15 protein-coding genes are annotated in these 17,096 nt (G+C 67.1%); 8 read left to right on the top strand and 7 right to left on the bottom strand.

From position 1 onward, the window contains the following. Positions 1-5: 5 nt before the first annotated feature. The gene (gene kstD, locus NF4_RS01005) at positions 6-1,694 is read right to left on the bottom strand and encodes a 3-oxosteroid 1-dehydrogenase (protein WP_063125412.1); all 1,689 of its coding nucleotides are present in this window, start codon (positions 1,692-1,694) and stop codon (positions 6-8) included. A 103-nt stretch (positions 1,695-1,797) separates the two neighbouring features. Here kstD and NF4_RS01000 point away from each other — a divergent pair, with 103 nt between their 5' ends. Beyond that, the gene (locus NF4_RS01000) at positions 1,798-3,432 is read left to right on the top strand and encodes an FAD-binding protein (RefSeq protein ID WP_063125411.1); all 1,635 of its coding nucleotides are present in this window, start codon (positions 1,798-1,800) and stop codon (positions 3,430-3,432) included. Between the two features lie 162 nt (positions 3,433-3,594). On the opposite strand, the gene NF4_RS00995 is transcribed toward NF4_RS01000, so the two are convergent. The 3 genes from NF4_RS00995 to NF4_RS00985 are packed head-to-tail and all read right to left on the bottom strand — an operon-like array spanning position 3,595 to position 6,693. Beyond that, entirely contained in the window at positions 3,595-5,139 is a 1,545-nt protein-coding gene (locus tag NF4_RS00995; RefSeq protein WP_063125410.1) for a tripartite tricarboxylate transporter permease, read from the bottom strand. Position 5,140: 1 nt separating this feature from the next. Further along, positions 5,141-5,719, bottom strand: a complete 579-nt coding sequence (locus tag NF4_RS00990) for a tripartite tricarboxylate transporter TctB family protein (protein ID WP_063125409.1) — start codon at positions 5,717-5,719, stop codon at positions 5,141-5,143. Continuing rightward, entirely contained in the window at positions 5,716-6,693 is a 978-nt protein-coding gene (locus NF4_RS00985; RefSeq protein WP_157119858.1) for a Bug family tripartite tricarboxylate transporter substrate binding protein, read from the bottom strand. The genes NF4_RS00990 and NF4_RS00985 overlap by 4 nt, the downstream gene beginning before the upstream one ends. 39 nt (positions 6,694-6,732) lie before the next feature. Here NF4_RS00985 and NF4_RS00980 point away from each other — a divergent pair, with 39 nt between their 5' ends. Then, positions 6,733-8,427: a sensor histidine kinase gene (locus tag NF4_RS00980; RefSeq protein WP_198165183.1), complete on the top strand. Its 1,695-nt coding sequence runs from the start codon at positions 6,733-6,735 to the stop codon at positions 8,425-8,427. After that, positions 8,424-9,095: a response regulator gene (locus NF4_RS00975; protein ID WP_063125407.1), complete on the top strand. Its 672-nt coding sequence runs from the start codon at positions 8,424-8,426 to the stop codon at positions 9,093-9,095. The genes NF4_RS00980 and NF4_RS00975 overlap by 4 nt, the downstream gene beginning before the upstream one ends. A gap of 244 nt (positions 9,096-9,339) precedes the next feature. Here the strand turns inward: NF4_RS00975 and NF4_RS00970 are convergent, their stop codons facing one another. Continuing rightward, positions 9,340-9,951 (bottom strand): TIGR03086 family metal-binding protein, encoded by a 612-nt coding sequence (locus NF4_RS00970; RefSeq protein ID WP_063125406.1) that lies wholly within the window; start codon positions 9,949-9,951, stop codon positions 9,340-9,342. A gap of 97 nt (positions 9,952-10,048) precedes the next feature. On the opposite strand from NF4_RS00970, the gene NF4_RS00965 reads away from it, so the two are divergent. Beyond that, positions 10,049-11,002 (top strand): helix-turn-helix transcriptional regulator, encoded by a 954-nt coding sequence (locus tag NF4_RS00965; RefSeq protein WP_063125405.1) that lies wholly within the window; start codon positions 10,049-10,051, stop codon positions 11,000-11,002. Between the two features lie 256 nt (positions 11,003-11,258). Here the strand turns inward: NF4_RS00965 and NF4_RS00960 are convergent, their stop codons facing one another. Beyond that, positions 11,259-12,353 (bottom strand): alkene reductase, encoded by a 1,095-nt coding sequence (locus NF4_RS00960; RefSeq protein WP_063125404.1) that lies wholly within the window; start codon positions 12,351-12,353, stop codon positions 11,259-11,261. Positions 12,354-12,418: 65 nt separating this feature from the next. Here NF4_RS00960 and NF4_RS00955 point away from each other — a divergent pair, with 65 nt between their 5' ends. After that, positions 12,419-12,868 carry a MerR family transcriptional regulator gene (locus tag NF4_RS00955; RefSeq protein WP_063125403.1) on the top strand — a complete coding sequence of 150 codons (450 nt, stop codon included), beginning with the start codon at positions 12,419-12,421 and terminating at the stop codon, positions 12,866-12,868. Positions 12,869-13,026: 158 nt separating this feature from the next. Here the strand turns inward: NF4_RS00955 and NF4_RS00950 are convergent, their stop codons facing one another. After that, complete coding sequence (locus NF4_RS00950; RefSeq protein ID WP_063125402.1) at positions 13,027-13,485, bottom strand: winged helix-turn-helix transcriptional regulator; 459 nt, start codon at positions 13,483-13,485, stop codon at positions 13,027-13,029. A gap of 124 nt (positions 13,486-13,609) precedes the next feature. Here NF4_RS00950 and NF4_RS00945 point away from each other — a divergent pair, with 124 nt between their 5' ends. Genes NF4_RS00945 through NF4_RS00935 form a run of 3 tightly spaced genes read left to right on the top strand, consistent with a single transcriptional unit; the run spans position 13,610 to position 17,092 of the window. Next, positions 13,610-14,521, top strand: a complete 912-nt coding sequence (locus NF4_RS00945) for a nitrilase family protein (RefSeq protein ID WP_063125401.1) — start codon at positions 13,610-13,612, stop codon at positions 14,519-14,521. Further along, positions 14,496-15,710, top strand: a complete 1,215-nt coding sequence (locus NF4_RS00940) for a hypothetical protein (RefSeq protein WP_063125400.1) — start codon at positions 14,496-14,498, stop codon at positions 15,708-15,710. Before NF4_RS00945 ends, NF4_RS00940 begins: the two co-directional genes overlap by 26 nt. Then, on the top strand, positions 15,707-17,092 hold the full coding sequence (locus NF4_RS00935) for an amidase (RefSeq protein ID WP_063125399.1): 1,386 nt from the start codon (positions 15,707-15,709) through the stop codon (positions 17,090-17,092). Before NF4_RS00940 ends, NF4_RS00935 begins: the two co-directional genes overlap by 4 nt. Positions 17,093-17,096 lie beyond the last annotated feature (4 nt).

Genomic DNA, 17,096 nt, shown 5'->3' with positions numbered 1-17,096 from the left:
TCGGCTCAGGCCGCGGTCTTCTTGCGGGCGATGATGTCGTGGACCGCGAGGTAGCCGAAGGCGATCGCCGGTCCGATGGTGGCGCCGGGGCCCGCGTAGGTGTGGCCCATGACCGGGGTCGATACGTTTCCGGAGGCGTACAGGCCTTCGATCGGGGTGCCGTCCTCACGCAGGACCCGCGCCGCGGTATCGGCGACCAGGCCGCCCTTGGTGCCGAGATCGCCGGGCACCATCTTGGCCGCGTAGAACGGGCCCTGGACCAGGGCCGCGAGGCACGGGTTCGGTTTCACGGTCGGGTCGCCGTAATACCGGTCGTACTGGCTGTCGCCGCGCCCGTAGTCCTCATCCTTACCGGTTTCGGCGAACTTGTTGAACCGCTCCACCGTGGCCGCCAGTTTGTCGGCGGGCACGCCGATCTTCTCGGCCAGTTCCGGCAGCGTCGCGGCCTTGACGATGAGGTCGTTCTCCATCCAGCGCGCGGGGAACTTGAGGCCCGGCTGCAGGCTGGCGAACATGTACCGGTTGCGGTAGCGCTGGTCGAACACGAGCCAGGTCGGGATGTTCTCGCCCGGGCCCTCGCCCTGCCCGTATTCACCGCCGTACATGGTGTGCACGGCCTCGACGTAGGGCGCGGACTCGTTGCCGAACCGCTCACCCCGCGGGTTGATCATGATCGAACCGGGCAGGTTGCGCTCGGACAGCGCGAACCAGGGCTTGCCACCCTTGAAGATGGTGGGCCCCCACCAGGCGTCCTCCATGAAGCCGATAGCGGCGCCCGCGTCCATACCGGCCACGATGCCATCGCCGGTATTGGTGGCGGCACCGGTTGTCCACTCAGTGGTGATCGGCTCGCGCTGGTACTTGGCCCGCATCTCGGCGTTGTGCTCGAACCCGCCGCTGCCGAGCACCACGCCGTGGCGCGCGGTGAAGGTGACCGTCTCACCCTTGTGGGTGGCCTCCACACCGGTGACCCTGCCGTTCTCGACGACCAGTTTGGTCATGGGGGTGTCGAGCAGCAGGGGCACGTTCGCGTCCATCAGGCCCTTGCGCATACCTGCGATGACCGCCTGACCCATCACCATCAGATGTTTGTTGGTGAACTTCGCCCAGTAGGTGCGCGCCCCGACGCGCAGGGCCCGCAGCATGCCCTTCGGATGGCGGCGGATCAGGTTCAGCCGGACGAAGTCGGCCTGGGTGACCGCCACGTTCAGCGGAGCCTTGGAATAGGGCGGATGGATATTGAACCGCTCCTCGCCGAGAATCTTGGCGTTGAACGGCTTCGGCTCACAGGACCGCCCGCCCGCCCGGCCGCCGGGGGCTTCGGGGTAGTAGTCGGAGTAGCCCTTGACCCAGGTCATCTTCAGCGGCGAGTGCGCGAGGACGAAATCCATGGCTTCGGCGCCGCGGTCGATATAGGTATCGATCCGCTCGGCGGGCACCACGTCGCCGATGATGCTGTGCAGGTACCTGCGCGCCTCCTCGCGGTCGTCGGGACCACCCGCCTCGCGCAGGGCCTTGTTACCGGGGATCCACACCCCGCCGCCCGAGCGCGCGGTAGATCCGCCGTAGTACGGCGCCTTCTCCAGGATCACCACACTCAGCCCGTTGTGCGCGGCGGTGAGGGCGGCGGTCATCCCGGCGGCGCCGCTGCCGACCACCACCACATCGTATTCCCGATCGTTCATGTAGAACACGTTATAGAATGATGGCGCTGTTGGTCTATGTTGTCTGGCAGAAGACTTGTTCTGCGGCGTAAACAGCAGGGAAACTCGTTTCAGTTTGTGGTGGAGTTGATAGATGACGCACGAATGGGACCTGACCGCGGACGTGGTGGTCGTCGGTTACGGCGCGGCCGGCGCCGCCACGGCACTGCAGGCCACCGAGGAGGGTGCGCAGGTACTCGTGCTGGACCGTTTCACCGGCGGGGGTGCGACCGCGCTGTCCGGTGGCATCATCTACGCCGGTGGCGGCACCTGGGTACAGCGCGCGGGTGGCGTCGAGGACACCCCGGAACTGATGCTCGCCTATCTCGAACGCGAGGTCGGTGACGCGGTTTCACCGGCGACGCTGCGGCGTTTCGTCGACGACAGTCCCGCCATGATCGACTGGCTCACCGGGTACGGGGTGCCGTTCGAGGCGTCGCTGTGCCCGTACAAGACCTCCTATCCGAACAACGACTACTACCTCTATTACTCCGGCAGCGAGATCTCCGGGGCGTTCGCCGATATCACCCCCGCCCAGCGCGGCCACCGGGTGAAGGGATGGGGGACCTCCGGGAAGAAGTTGTTCGCGCCGCTGGCCCGGTCGGCGGAGCAAAGCGGAGTGCGGGTGGAAACGCTCACCACCGCCACCGCCCTGGTCACCGACGACACCGGCGCGGTCGTCGGAGTCGAATGCCGGAGCCTGCGCGACGCCCCCGCGCGGATCAAGGCGCGTTACGCGCGGCTGGCGGCGATCGCCGCCAAACCCGGTATCTACTACCCGCCCTTGCGCCGTGCGCTGGAACAGCGGCTGGCCCGGCTGGACCGCAGGTATGCGACCACGCTCCGGATCCTGGCCCGGCGCGGCGTGGTGCTGACCGCGGGCGGTTTCATCGCCAACCGCGAGATGCTGCACGCCCATGCGCCCGCCTACAAGAACGGGCTGGCCCTGGGCAGCTCCGGCGACGACGGCAGCGGGATCGAACTGGGCCGCAGCGTGGGTGCCGCGACCGACCGGATGGGCAATGTCTCGGCGTGGCGATTCCTGCTGCCGCCGAGTTCGTTCGCCGGCGCACTGCTGGTCGACGGAAAAGGGCAGCGGGTCATCGACGAGACCCGCTACGGCGCGGCGGTCGGCGACGCCCTGATCAACCGGCACGAGGGCATCGGCTGGCTGCTCGCCGACGACGCGCTCATGCGTACCGCCATCTCCCAGATCGGGCCACAGGCCGCCTGGTTCCAGCGGATGCAGTTCGAGGTGATGCGCCGGAAGGCGAAGCGCGGGAAAACCCTCGACGAGGTCGCCGCCGCGGCGGGTGTCGATCCGGCAGGATTGCGGGAGACCGTCGCCGCGCACAACAGCGCCTACGCGACGGGCGCACCCGACCCGGTGGGCAAACCGGCCGAATACGTACGCCCGGTGGGGGCCGGCCCGTACTGGATGCTGAACGTCTCCATCGAACCGAGCCTGACCAATCCGTGCCCGATGTTCACCGTCGGAGGGCTGGTGGTCGACGAGAAGACCGGGGCCGTGCGCGATACCCACGGCGCGGAGATCCGGGGCCTGTACGCGGCGGGCCGGACGGCCGCGGGCATCTGTGTGAACTCTTACGTCAGCGGGCTGTCGCTGTCGGACTGCATTTTCTCCGGCCGGCGGGCGGGGCGGAGCGCGGCGGGAGACACCGTTGTCGCTGAAGGAGCGCGAGGAGCGCAGACAGAACGAGGAGCGTAGATCCTCGGCACCATCAGCCTTCTAACAAGTTTGCGTTGAGTCCCCTCCAGGACCACCCGAACGCCTGTCCCGTTCGACCACGTCTCGTGATCCCGGCACGCTTCGGCCGGGACCCAGACCCTCATCACGCTGGGTCCCGGCCGAAGCGTGCCGGGTCGATGGTTATACCTGCACTGACACTTCGACCTCCGCGGGCTCATCCGGGCCGGCGGAATCCCCACCGCCACGCAGCCTCCGGACCACCATCGCGATGATCGGCCACAGCAGAATCACCGCGATGATCGAGTAAACAATTCTGGCGAGCCAGGTATCGACCAGTCCGCTCAGCGAACCGTCACTGATCTGCAGTGCCCGCCGCATCTGCATCTCCGCGTTCGGCCCCAGGATGACGCCGATGATCGCGGGCAGCAGCGGCAACCCGAATCTGCGCATGATGACACCGACTACGCCGATCACCAAGAGCAGTACGAGGTCCACTACATCGCCGGACACCGCGTACGCGCCGACGCTGGCGAAGAACAGAATCCCCGCGTACAGGTACGGCCGCGGGATGCGCAACAGCTTCGCCCACACCGGAGCCAGCGGCAGATTCAGCACCAGCAGCAGGACGGTGCCGATGAACAGGCTCGCGATGAGCGTCCACACCAGCTCCGACTCGCGTTGGAACAAAAGGGGTCCTGGCTGGATTCCGTACTGCTGGAACGCTGCCAGCATGACCGCCGCGGTCGCCGTGGTCGGCAGGCCGAGGGTCAGCATGGTGGTCAGCGTGCCCGCCGCCGATGCGCTCGCGGTCGACTCCGGGCCGGCAACGCCTTCGATCGCCCCCTTGCCCCACTCGTCCTTGTGCTTGGAGAGCCGCTTCTCGGTCGCATACGACAGGAAGGTCGGGATCTCCGCACCACCGGCCGGCACCGCGCCGAACGGGAATCCGATGAGAGGCCCGCGCAACCAAGACTTCCAGGACCGGTCGAAGTCCGTGCGGCTCAACCAGGCTCGGCCCACCGGAATCGCCGTGCCCGGGCGGCGGCGCAGATTCGCGGCCACCCACAGGGCCTCGCCGACCGCGAAAAGGCCTACTGCGACTATGATCACATCGATGCCGTCGGCCAGTTGCAGTGACCCGAAGGTCAGCCGCTGCTGGCCGGTGATCGGGTCCAGCCCGATCAGCCCGAGCGTCAAACCGATTCCGAGCGACGCGAATCCGCGTACCCGCGAGCTGCCGAGCACCGAGGTGACAGCGATGAACGCCAGCAACATGATCGCGAAGTAGTCGGGTGCGCCGATATCCACCGCGAACTTCGCCACCAGGGGCGCGGTCAGCACCAACAGTGCTGTGCCGGCGATACCTCCCACGAAGTGGCCGATCGCCGCGGTCGCCAGCGCTTGCGCGCCCCGGCCCCGTTTGGCCATCGGATGACCTTCGATGGCGGTGACCACCGCGGCGGTTTCGCCCGGGGTGTTCAGCAGGATGGAGGTGGTAGACCCGCCGAACATGCCGCCGTAGTAGATACCGGCGAACATGATGAACGCACCGGTCGGCTCCACGCTGTAGGTGAGGGGAAGCAGCAACGCCACCGCCATCGCCGGCCCGATACCGGGCAGCACACCGATCGCGGTGCCCAGCAGCACACCCACCGCGGCGAGCAACAGGTGCGTAGGGGTGAGAGCAGTGCCGAAGCCCGCCAGCAAATTGGTCAACGCGTCCACTTCAGAGGACTCCTTCCAAAGGTCCGCCCGGCAACGTGACGCCCAGCAATTCGCCGAACACCACGTAGGTCACCAGAGCCAGCGCCACCGCGATGAGCGGGTCGCGCACCCAGTGCCTGCTGCCCAGCGCGAACGCTGCACCCCAGAACAGGAGAGTGCCCGCGATCGGGAACCCGACGATGTCGATCAGCACGATGTTGGCGACGAACACCCCGACCAGCAGGGCGACGGTCCGCCATTCGGGCGGGGTGGACAGGTCCACGTCCTCGCCGCCTTCGGCGTCACCGCGGCCACCCCGCAGCACATCGACGGCCAGCGCGACCGCGACGAGCACCAGCAATGCGCCGACCACCAGCGGCATCGCCGTCGGCCCGACCGGGCCGCGCTGGGTGAAGCCGGTCGACATCCGCATGGCGTCGATGATCACCACGGCGCCCGCACCGGCGAGCAGTACAGAGACGACCAGTTCGGAGCGGTCTTGGAACCAGCCGGCTACACCGGGGCGCGGTTCCGGGACGCTGCGCTGCGGCCCGCCGACGCGCGCATCCGAATTGCCCGGCTCCGGGGCTGCCGAACTCATGCCAGCCCCAGATCCTTCAGCACGGCGCCGCACTGGTCGGTCTGCTGCTGGATGAAGGTGCCGAACTCCGCGCCGGACAGGAACGCGTCGCCCCAGCCGTTGGCGCGGACCGCTTCCTTCCATTCCGCGGAATCGTGCATCTCGGTGTACGCGTCGATCAGGGCCTGGCGCTGTTCGTCGCTGATGCCGGGCGGTGCTACCACGCCACGCCAGTTGGTGAACTCCACATCGATGCCGGACTCTTTCAAGGTCGGCGCGGTTACGCCGTCGATGCGTTCGGGGCCGGTCACCGCGAGGACGCGTAGTTCACCGGCCTGGATCTGGTCCAGGTATTCGCCCACGCCCGAGACGCCGAAGGCGATCTTGTTGCCGAGTACCGAGGCGAGCAGCTCACCGCCGCCGTCGAACGGGACGTAGTTGACCGCCTTCGGTTCGATGCCGATGGCCTTGGCGACCAGCATGGGCGCCAGGTGATCCGGACCGCCGGGCGAGGAACCGCCGCCGACCGGGACCGCGCCCGGGTTCGCCTTCCACTCCGCGACCAGCTCGTCGATGGAGGTGTACTTGGAGTTCTTGGAGACCACGATGATGTCGGGCTCGTCGATGAGCCGCGCGATCGGCGTGGTGTCGGTCAGCTTGGAGGGCGACTTGTTCGTGTACACGCTGCCCACGACGCCCAGGCCCATCTGCATGACCAGTTTGCCGTTGCCCTTCTCCCCGACCAGCCGGCCCAGGCCTACGGTGCCGCCGGCGCCGGGCAGGTTGAAGACCTCGACCGAGCGGGCGATACCGGCGTCTTCCATGGCTTTCGCCGAGGTGCGGGCAGTGATGTCGTAGCCGCCGCCGGGCGAGTTCGGGACCATGATCCGGACTCCGGACAGCTTGTCGACCGAACCGCCCGCGCCATTGCAGGCGGTCAGGGCGACGGCCGCGAAGACACCGACGAAGGCCGTCAGCAACTTCCGAGTTTTCACGGGAGCTCCTCATCTATCATCATTGAATCGGAAGGAATTGTGAGCTGGCCCACGTCGTTCTGTCTGCTTTGCGTCCACAACGTATGTTGTGGTCATAGTGTTCACGCCGAACACGACCTATTTTGGCTGGTTTGCGGCGACACTGGCGGCGGGCGAGTTTCACAGGAGGTAGGCGTGGGCAAGAGAGGCTCACTGGCACGGCAGTTGCTTGCCCTGCAGTTGCTGATCGTGTTCGTGCTGCTCGCCGCGATCGCCGCGGTGGTGGTCGTGCAAGTGAGCGAGACGTTCCGCAATACCGAGTCGCGGCGGATGCTCGGCATCGCCGAGGACGTCGCCGCAAACCCGAGCCTGCGGGTGCTGCTGGCCGACCCGAAGCAGCATCTGCGGCTGGCACCGTTCGCGGCCTCCGCGCAGGTCGCCTCCGGCGCCGATGAGGTCGTCATTGCGCGGGCCGACGGCAAGGTCCTCACATCGCAGGACCCGTCGGAGATCAACAAGCCGCTGCGGCTGGCCGGCTCCACAGTCGGCGAGGGCGGGGCCTGGGTGGGCGAGATCGACGGTGCGGTGATCGCGCATGTGCCGGTGATCGGTCAGGGCGATCACCAGTTCGTCGGCTATGTCGCGGCGAAAAAGAAGCAGCCCGCGATCTGGCAGGTCCTCACCGGATCCTTTCCCGGGCTGCTCGGCCTGCTCGGGATCGCCACCGGGGTCGGGATCGCCGGGTCGCTGTCGCTGTCCTGGTGGCTGAAGCGGCAGACCTTCGGGTTGGAGCCCGCCGAGATCGCGGCGCTCGTCGAACATCGCGAGGCCATGTTGCACGGTGTCCACGAGGGGGTGGTCGGTTTGGATCAGCAGTACCGGGTCACCCTCGTCAACGATCAAGCCAAAGATCTACTGGCCCTCGGTGATGTGGCCGGCCGCAGCGTGTACGAGCTGGGGCTCAATGAACGCCTGGTCGATGTGTTCACCGGCAGAGCCGAGGGCACCGACCTGATCGGCCTGCGCCGCGGCAGAGTACTGGTGATGAACCGGACTCCGATCCAGTGGGATCAACGCACGCTGGGAGCCGTTGTGACACTGCGGGATCGGACCGAGCTGGTACGGTTGCAGGATCAGCTCACCGAAAATCGCAATACCGCTGATTCCTTGCGCGCGCAGGCACACGAGTTCAGCAACCGGCTGCACACCATTGCCGGGTTGATCGAGCTCGGCGAGTACGACGAGGTCGCTCGCTACATCACGCGGGTCAGCGCCAGCCGCGATCAATGCCAGGCCGAGGTGACCACGCGGATCGCCGATCCCGCGGCGGCCGCCTTGCTCATCGCGAAGTCCAGCTTGGCTGCCGAACAGGGTGTAGGACTGCGGCTTTCGACCACCAGCTCGTTACCGGAGGTGGACGCCGGACTATCCGGCGACATCGTCACCGTGGTCGGGAATCTGGTCGACAACGCTCTCGACGCGCTCTCCGGTCCCGGCTGGATCGAAGTCGACCTTCGGGTGCTGGATTCCGCTGTGCACGTGATGGTCCGGGATTCCGGTCCTGGGGTCGCCCCCGAACTCGCCCGCGAGGTCTTCCGCCACGGCTTCACCACCAAAGCCGCGGCGGGCGGTCAGCGCGGGCTCGGCCTGGCCATCACCCGCCAGGCCTGTGTCCGGCGCGGCGGCACCGTCTCGGTATACAACGCCGACGGCGCGGTCTTCACCGCGACCCTGCCCATGGGGATTCACATATGATCCGGGTCCTGGTCGTCGACGACGACTTCATGGTCGCCAAGGTGCACAGCGGATACGTCAGCAAAACGCCGGGTTTCACCGTCGCCGGCGTCGCGCGCAGCGGCGCAGAGGCTCTCCGCCTGATCGGCGACCTGCAACCCGACCTGGTCTTGCTCGACATCTATCTCCCCGATCTGGACGGGCTCACCGTCTTGCGCGGTATCCGGGAAACCGCCGAAGCCACCGACGTGATCATCATCAGCGCCGCCGACGATGTGAACACCATCCGCACCGCCATGCGCGGCGGCGTCCTCCACTACCTCATCAAACCCTTCACCTACGGTGCTCTCTACGACCAACTCCAGCACTTCGCCGCGCTGCACACCAAACTCGGTGAGCTCTCCCACGCCGCCCAATCCGACGTCGACCAAGCCTTCGCCGGCCGCCCCCGCACCACCCCCGCCCTTCCCAAGGGCCTGACCGCACAAACTGCCCTACTTGTCGAAACCGTACTGCGCGCAAACGATTCCGATCTATCCGCTCGAGAATGCGCCGACGCCACCGCGCTATCCCGGGTCAGCGCACGCCGGTACCTGGAACATTTCGCCGAAACCGGCAGCGCGGAGGTGCGGTTGCGCTACGGCGGCACCGGCCGCCCCGAACGCCGCTACCGCTGGGTCGGCGCTTGATTCCGGTCCGTCGAACTCGAACACGCAGGTTTGGCCAGCCACCAGACTTTCCCTCATAGCCTGGTTGAACTCGTCAGCAGCATCCCGATCAGGGCAGGTCAACAGTTCCTGTGACGCGCGGATTCGAGCAGCCGGGCTCCGCCAGGTGCCGCCAGAACGTAGTGCGTCTCCTGGATGGAGTTCCAGTCGGATTCCGATGTAACCCGGGATCCGCGCGACGGATCCCGGGTTGAACCCGCAACTGTCAGCTCCGCGGCCGGCGGCCCAGGTAACGCAGCAACTGGTCCGTGCTGGACCCCTCGCCTTCGACGATCGGGCCGTAGGCGCCCCAGTCGCGCAGCGGTTCGATCCGGCCCTGGGCCGCGGCGAGGATCGGTGCCGAGAGTTCGTCGGTCAGCGGCGATTCCTGTCCGGTGGCGACCGCGATATCCCAGGCGTGAATCGCCGCGTCCAGGGCACACAGCACCGCGGCCACCGGAGTGGGCAGCGGGCCGAAGGGGAGCGGGGTGGGGACGTTCTCGGTGTCGTCGGTGACGGTGGACCAGGCGGTCGCCGTCTCCTCGAGAGCGGTGGTGACCAGGGCGACGGGCCCGTCGGCGATCGTGCCGGTGGGAGCGAAGGGGTCGTAGGCCGGGCCGGCGCCCACGCCGAGTGCGGCAGCGAAGGCCCGCTGATCCCCGGCGGCGTGCTCGGCGACCTGCGCGACATTCCAGTCCGCGCACGGGGTCGCCAGCTGCCACTGATCGGAGTCGACTCGCGCGATCACCTCACGCAGCGCGTCGTGGGCGGAGGTAAGTACCTGGCGCCAGATCGGGGCGAGCTGAGCGGTGATGTCCTGTGCGGTGGTGGTGTCCATTGTTCTGCCTCTCGGTCGTTTTCGGCGTTGAACTCAGACTATGGCCCTATTAGGCTCATTTCCTTCCTGATAAGAACGCCGCTGAAGCGAGTAATTTGTGACCTCCACCACAACCCGAGTACTCCGGTTGCTGTCGCTGCTCCAGGACCGCGGACACACCGGGCCCGAACTGGCGCAACGGCTCGGCGTCACCGACCGCACCCTGCGCCAGGACATCGCCCGGTTGCGCGAACTCGGCTACCCGGTGCACGCCACCCGGGGCCCGGTCGGCGGCTACCGCCTCGGTCAGGGCGCCACCATGCCGCCGCTGCTGCTCGACGACGACGAAGCGGTCGCGGTCGCCCTGGCCATGGGCCTCGCCGAGGACGGGTCCACCGGTATCGCCGATATAGACCACAGCGTCAAACGCACCCTCGCCAAATTGGAACGGATCCTGCCGAAGCGTTTACAGCGCACCGTCAACGCACTGCGCGAGACCACCGCGGTCGGCCCGGCGACGATCGGCTCCCGGGAACCGGACGCGCCGGTCCCCGCGGAAACCCTCGCGACGATCGCGGCGGCGATCCGTGCGGCCCGGGAACTCGAACTCGACGACCAGCGGGTCGAGCCGTACCGGCTGGTGAGCTGGCAGCGGCGCTGGTACCTGGTCGGATACGACCTCGACGCGCACGTCTGGCGCGCGTTTCCGGTGGCGAACCGGCGCCGGGTGGTGGCGGGGACCCGCCGCTTCGCCGCCCGGACTCCACCCGAGAGCGACCTGGTCGCCTTCGTACTCCGGGAGGTGGCCTCCGCCGGCTACGCCGTGCACGCCCGGGTCACGGTGCTGGCACCCGCGGAAACCGTTATCGCCCGGATCAATCCGGCGGTCGGCGTCGTGGTACCGGTCGACGAGAACTCGTGCCTGCTGCTCACCGGCGCGGACGCGATGGAGACGATCGCCATCTACTTGAGCATGCTCATGATGGATTTCCGCATCGACGGCCCCCCGGAACTGGTCGAGCATGTCCGCACCCTGGGGCGGCGGTACCGGGAGGCGGTCGCACATCTCTGACGGGACCGGGTCCGTATGGCAAGACCGAGCCCAGCGGTATCCGGCTGCTGCTGCCTGGCCGCGGTTGGAGAGCGGCCAAGCCGAACAAGTATGGGCACGTTCGGCCGAACGCTTCGCCGCACAGGTTGCCGGGCCCCATTTCGAAACGATCTGTCGAGAATTCATGCTGACGGAAGGTATCGACCTGCTCGGGTCCGACGCGGTTTTCGGTGATGTCGGTTGTGGAGTTGCCCGGCGCGGTGCCGGAAACCGGGGTTCATGCGGTCGCCGCGAGTGTCGGATAGTCCGTGTAGCCCTCGGCCCCGCCCACGTACATGAGGTGCGCGTCGCGGATCGGGTTGAGCGGCGCGCCGGTGCGCAGGCGTTCCACCAGGTCGGGGTTGGCCAGGAAGGCACGGCCCAGGGCGATGTGGTCGGCTCCGGCGGCGAGCAGGCGCCCGGCCCCGTCGATGATGGTGGCGGAGTCGCGGGCGTCACCCGCGGGGTTGGCGACGAGACTGCCGGGCCACAGCTCCCGGAGCTGCCGCAGCAGTGGATCGTCCGCGTCGACTCGGACGATATGCAGGTAGGCCAGGCCCAGCTCGGCTACCGCGGTGACCAGCGCCGGATAGATGGCCTCGGTATCGCCCTCCGCTATGCCGTTGACGGGATTGGCCGGTGAGATGCGCAGCCCCACCCGCTCCGGGCCGATGGCCGCCGCCACCGCCTCGACGACCTCGACCGTGAACCGGATGCGATTCTCGACCGGACCGCCGTACTCGTCGGTGCGGTGGTTGGTGTTACGGGCCAGGAACTGGTGCAGCAGGTAGCCGTTGGCGCTATGGACCTCGACCCCGGCGAAACCGGCGTCGACGGCGTTGCGTGCGGCGGTGGCGAAATCTGCGGCGGTCCCGTGGATCTCGTCGATCGTGAGTTCGCGCGGTGTCACGGCCGGCCGATGGCCCGACGGGGTGTGCACGGTATCGGGCAGCGGGATCGGCGAGGGCGCGACCGGGACCAGGCCGCTGTTGTCGGGATGGCCGACCCGGCCGCCGTGCTGGAGTTGCAGGAACATATGACCCCCGGCCGCCCGGACAGCACCGGTGACCCGGCGCCAGCCCGCGATGTGCTCGGCGCGGTGGATACCGGGGATATTGGCGTAGGTCTGGCCCACCTGGTTCGGGGTGGCGGCCTCGGCGATGATCAGGCCCGCGCCGGCCCGCTGGGCGTAGTAGGTCGCCATCAGATCCGACGGGGTGCCGTCCGCGTCCGCGCGGTTACGCGTCAAGGGGGCCATCACCAGGCGGTGCGGTAGGTCCAGGCCGGCGAGGCGGGCCGGAGCGAATAGATCACGGGGCGCTGTGGTTGTCATGCCTGGACGGTAAGACCTGACATTGATGTGAAGTTCAAGCCCGAACAGGAAAATACGAGGTGAGCATGCGAATCGGGGAACTGGCGCAGCGGACCGGGGTCAGCGAACGATCACTGCGCTACTACGAAGAGCAGCGGTTGCTCACCGCCGACCGTACCCCCGGCGGACATCGCGACTACCCGGAGCACGCAGTCGACCGGGTCGTGCACATCCAGGAGCTGTTCGCGGCCGGACTGTGCAGTAAGAAGATCGTGGAGATCCTGCCCTGCATGCGGGACACCGACGGCGGCGCCAACGAATTCTCCACCCCCGCGCTGGTGAACGAGCTGCGGGTCGAACGGGAACGGATCGACCGCATGGTCGCCGATCTGCTCCGCTCCCGCGAGGTGCTCGACGAGGTCATCGAGCGGGCGGGGGCGAGTTTCACGACGACGGGGCTGCGTGAACCCACGCCTTACGCGACGCCTCGACGCATTCGCTCCTCCTATGACTACGGCTCATTCGGTCCGGGATAGGTCGGTCATCTCTGCTCGGTTCGCGAACCGGGAAGCCCGACGTGGGCGGATACGGCCCTGTGCTCTGGTGGTCGGCCTTCTCGGGCCTACGGCGCGGGGGCGGCGGTCGGCCGGCACCCGGTGCGGTGCGCGATCGAGCCGGCTTCGGCGCGGCGAGTTCACGCCGACTGCGCGTTCACTTTGCGCACGAAGGTGTCGGCAGCGCTGATCGGTCGACCGGTGGTATCCGTGACATGGAGCCGGACGGGGCGCTCGTTTTCGGTGTCCAGAAGCGTCGAGTGGGGCTCGCCTTCCTCGAAGAGATGGGTCTCTCCCCACTTTCTGAGGGCCACGATGACGCTGAACAGCTCGCGGCCCTTCGGTGTCAGTGTGTATTCGTGGTAAGCGGATCCGTCGGCTGCCGGGACGACCTCCAAGATGCCCTGCGCCACGAGTTCGCGGAGGCGGGCCGCCAGGATGTTCTTCGCCAGCCCCAGGTTGCGCTGTAGCTCACTGAACCGGCGGATTCCGTCGAAAGCGTCACGAACGATGAGCAGAGACCATCGATCCCCGATCAAGTCCACGGTCCGGGCGACCGGGCACTCGGCCTGTAGGTGGCTCACACCCCGTGTGCGCATTTTTTTCTCCTGTCCTGTGACCGTTTCGGTAGGTGGTTGCAAGTTTAAACCAAACGCCTTATGATTCCCCTCACATGGTTTTAAATAGAAACCAGATTGCCGATGTAGCAAGAGGGAGAAGGTCATGACCGAACAGCAAGACACCGACCACAACAGCGGTGTCAGCCCGGTCCGGGTCGCAGTGGTGCAATTCGAGCCGCGCGTGGGTGTCGAGAACCTGGAAGCCAACGCGGAGACGGTGGAAGCACGGCTGACGGCCGCCGCCGAGGCCGGTGCCGGCCTCATCGTCCTGCCCGAGCTCGCCACCACCGGCTATGTCTTCGAAACCCGCGAGGAAGCCTTCGCGCACTCCGAAGCGGTCCCGGAGGGCCCCAGCGTCCAGATGTTCAGCCGCCTGGCGGCTGAACACGATACGTACATCGTGGGGTGTGTGGTGGAGCGGGATGGGCAGAAGCTGTTCGACACCGCGGTGCTGGTCGGTCCCGAAGGGTATATCGGCCGCTATCGCAAAACACATCTGTGGAACACCGAGAAGCTGTGGTTCACCCCGGGAGATGAGGGCTTCTCGGTGTTCGACACTCGCATCGGGCGGATCGGTCTGCTGGTGTGCTGGGATATCTGGTTCCCGGAGACAGCACGGATCGTGGCGCAGATGGGTGCAGACATCATCTGCATTCCCACCGGCTGGGTATGGACACCGCCCCCCCTCTACGATGCGAGCGGGGTGTGTATGGCCGCGTATCTGACAATCACGGCTGCGCACGCGAACAACGTGTTCATCGCCACCGCCGACCGGATCGGCCAGGAGCGCGGCGCCGGGTTCATGGGCAACTCACTCATCGCGGGCACCAACGGGTGGCCGATCGACCGGATCGCAGGTCCGGACGAGGACACCATCATCTACGCCGACGTCGATCTGACCGCGGCACGGACGGCGCCGATCTGGAACCAGCTCAACGACCTACACCGCGACCGCCGCACCGATCTGTACGACCAGATGCTCGGCTATCGTGGCCGCGCACCACTGCCCCGGTGATGTCGTCGTGGCGGCCTTTCGCAACGGTGCGAGCGTTCCCGTTTCACGCATCGCCTCGGCAGCCGGCTGCGCCGCTCTCGTAGCGGCAGCGGCCCTAACTGTTCTCGCGGGTGCCGACCCCACCGCGGGTCACGCATGGTTCGGCGCTTACGCCGACGTCCAGGGGCTGGCCTCCTGGCTGATCACCTCGATGAGCGAGCCACAGTTCTATGCGGTGTCCGCCGCCGGCCTGGGCTTGCTCCTGGGTGGTTTGTTCGCTCATCTCGCGCAGCGCACCTCACGAAAATGGGCCGGATTCGTTCAGGCCTGTGGTACGGGGATCTGGCCCGCGGTGGTGGGCAGCGCGCTGCTGAGTTTGATATTGGGTGTCCTGCTCTGGGGGTGGACGCTGCGGCCCGGAACCTGGCAACCACTCTTCGTGCCACTCGTCGCCACCGCCCCGGCGATGGTTGTCCTGTACGGACCCGCGCTCCGGGTCCGGCTGACCGCGGCGGTTGCGGGAGCCCTGCTGGCACCTCCCGCGTCGATTCTTGTGGTCGCTCATGTCTGTGAACCCCTCGGTCTCCCGCCTGTGGTCGGTGCGACGGCGGGTATAGGGATCGGCGCTCTCGCGGCATTCCGGCTCTGTCGGTTCCTGCCGTGGATGCCGACACCCGGCGGATGGCGGGACGCTCGTGCAGCCGAGGGCCTGACCGGCACAGGAGTGACGACGACCTCGCTCCCGTGGGTGCTGCGCCGGGCGCTGGCCGATTTCAGTGAGGCGCAGTTCTTCGGAAACGAATGGGCCAGTGCCGCAATGATTTCTGGTGCGATCATTGCCTATCTGATAGACCCGTCAGCCCTCGCCTACGGGAGTGGCCTGTTCCTGGCCGTGCTCATCAGCCAAGCCGCCGCGGCGCTCACCGGCGTCGCGATCTGGCGGCACAGGTGGCAGGCGCTGGGCTTCTATCCGACCTTCGTGCCCGTGGTGTCGGTCGCGCCGGCCACCGTGCTGGCCTTCGGCGGCACTGCTCAGTCCATCGTCGCGGGTGCGCTCGCGGGAGCACTGGTAGGTCCCCCGCTGGCTGCGGCGATCTCACGCCGCCTGCCGGTGGACGTTCATCCCTTCGTCGGGAATGTGGCCTCGATGAGCATCTCCACCGTTTTGATTGTGCCGTTTTTGGACCTACTACCGGGAATTGCCTCATGACCCAGACACTCGGATCGCACTCCACGATCACCGATCTCGGACGAGCCCTGCGGCGGCGAGAGATCACGGCAATCGAGTTGACCGCGCAGGCGTTGCGCCGGATTCGCGACCGCAACGCCACGCTGAACGCCTTCGCCCTCGTCGACGAGGCAGGGGCATACCGGGCGGCCCAGCGCGCCGACCTGGATCTTCTGGCGGGCATCGACCGAGGCCCACTTCACGGCATACCTGTCGCTGTCAAGGATCTCATCGACATGGCCGGGCTACCCACCACGTGCGGATCGGCCACATCGTTCGGGGGCAATGCCACCCGCGACGCCGAAGTGGTCACCCGCCTACGCAACCACGGCGCGGTCATCGTCGGAAAAACCACACTGCACGAATTCGCCTACGGTGCCACCGGCGACCGTTCCTTGCACGGTCCGTCACGAAACCCTCACGACCCTCTCCGGATATCGGGCGGCAGCAGCGGCGGCAGCGCCGTGGCAGTGGCCTCCGGAATGGTCCCGATATCGCTGGGCACCGACACCGCCGGCTCGGTTCGGGTGCCTGCCGCCCTGTGCGGAGCCGTCGGGTTCAAACCGGCATACGACGCCATCCCCAGTTCGGGTGTATATCCGCTGGCACCCACACTCGATCATGTCGGCGTATTCGCCAACTCGGTCGAAGACGCACTGTTGAGCTATCAGGCACTCGCCGGCCAACCGACGAACCCGCTTCCGCGCGACGCAGGCCCGATTTCGGTCGGCTGGATTCAGACCGGCGATATCGCAGTATGCGACCCGCGCATCGAAGAACTGGCGTTCGATGTCCTGATGCGCGCTGGTTTCATCATCGACGCGGTGCCCGGATTGCCGGGATGGGAACACCACCGTGCCCTCTTCGATGTGTTCACCACCCTGCAGAGCAAAGAGGCATACGAGGTGCACCGCCATCACCTGGACAAAGACAGTGAGCTGATCGATCCCGAGGTCCTGGCGCGGCTGGAGAACGGCGAAAAAATATCGATCGCCGACTACGAACAGGCACACGAAGAGCGCAAGAAACTCTGTGTGATCGTAGGCGATCTGCTGAGAACCTTCGACCTGCTCGCGCTTCCCACCGTCCCGATGGTGGCACCACATCTCGGCGCCCGCCGAGTCCACCTCGACGGCGCCGAACTCGAAGTGCGCTCGGCGCTGCTGTCACTGACGAGCCCGTGGAATATGGCCGGTCTACCCGCGGTCAGCGTACCGGCGGGCCGATGTGACGGGCTGCCGGTCGGGATACAGCTCGTCACCTCGGCGGGCAACGAGCACCGCATGTTCGCCGCCGCCCAGGGCATAGAGACCGCGGTGCGTACTGAACCCACTGCTGGCCCGCCACAGCACCGACGCTCGTGAAAGG

This window comes from Nocardia fusca NBRC 14340 (genome assembly GCF_001618425.1).
GTDB classification, from domain to species: Bacteria; Actinomycetota; Actinomycetes; order Mycobacteriales; family Mycobacteriaceae; genus Nocardia; species Nocardia fusca.
This window is presented reverse-complemented; position numbering and strand designations above follow the sequence as displayed.

What these genes read in the sequence shown, in the direction of transcription:
- NF4_RS00950 (WP_063125402.1), bottom strand. Translation starts at nt 13,485, where the DNA reads ATGCGCACACGGGGTGTGAGCCACCTACAGGCCGAGTGCCCGGTCGCC.
- NF4_RS00970 (WP_063125406.1), bottom strand. Translation starts at nt 9,951, where the DNA reads ATGGACACCACCACCGCACAGGACATCACCGCTCAGCTCGCCCCGATC.
- NF4_RS00955 (WP_063125403.1), top strand. Translation starts at nt 12,419, where the DNA reads ATGCGAATCGGGGAACTGGCGCAGCGGACCGGGGTCAGCGAACGATCA.
- NF4_RS00960 (WP_063125404.1), bottom strand. Translation starts at nt 12,353, where the DNA reads ATGACAACCACAGCGCCCCGTGATCTATTCGCTCCGGCCCGCCTCGCC.
- NF4_RS01000 (WP_063125411.1), top strand. Translation starts at nt 1,798, where the DNA reads ATGACGCACGAATGGGACCTGACCGCGGACGTGGTGGTCGTCGGTTAC.
- NF4_RS00990 (WP_063125409.1), bottom strand. Translation starts at nt 5,719, where the DNA reads ATGAGTTCGGCAGCCCCGGAGCCGGGCAATTCGGATGCGCGCGTCGGC.
- NF4_RS00975 (WP_063125407.1), top strand. Translation starts at nt 8,424, where the DNA reads ATGATCCGGGTCCTGGTCGTCGACGACGACTTCATGGTCGCCAAGGTG.
- NF4_RS00945 (WP_063125401.1), top strand. Translation starts at nt 13,610, where the DNA reads ATGACCGAACAGCAAGACACCGACCACAACAGCGGTGTCAGCCCGGTC.
- NF4_RS00935 (WP_063125399.1), top strand. Translation starts at nt 15,707, where the DNA reads ATGACCCAGACACTCGGATCGCACTCCACGATCACCGATCTCGGACGA.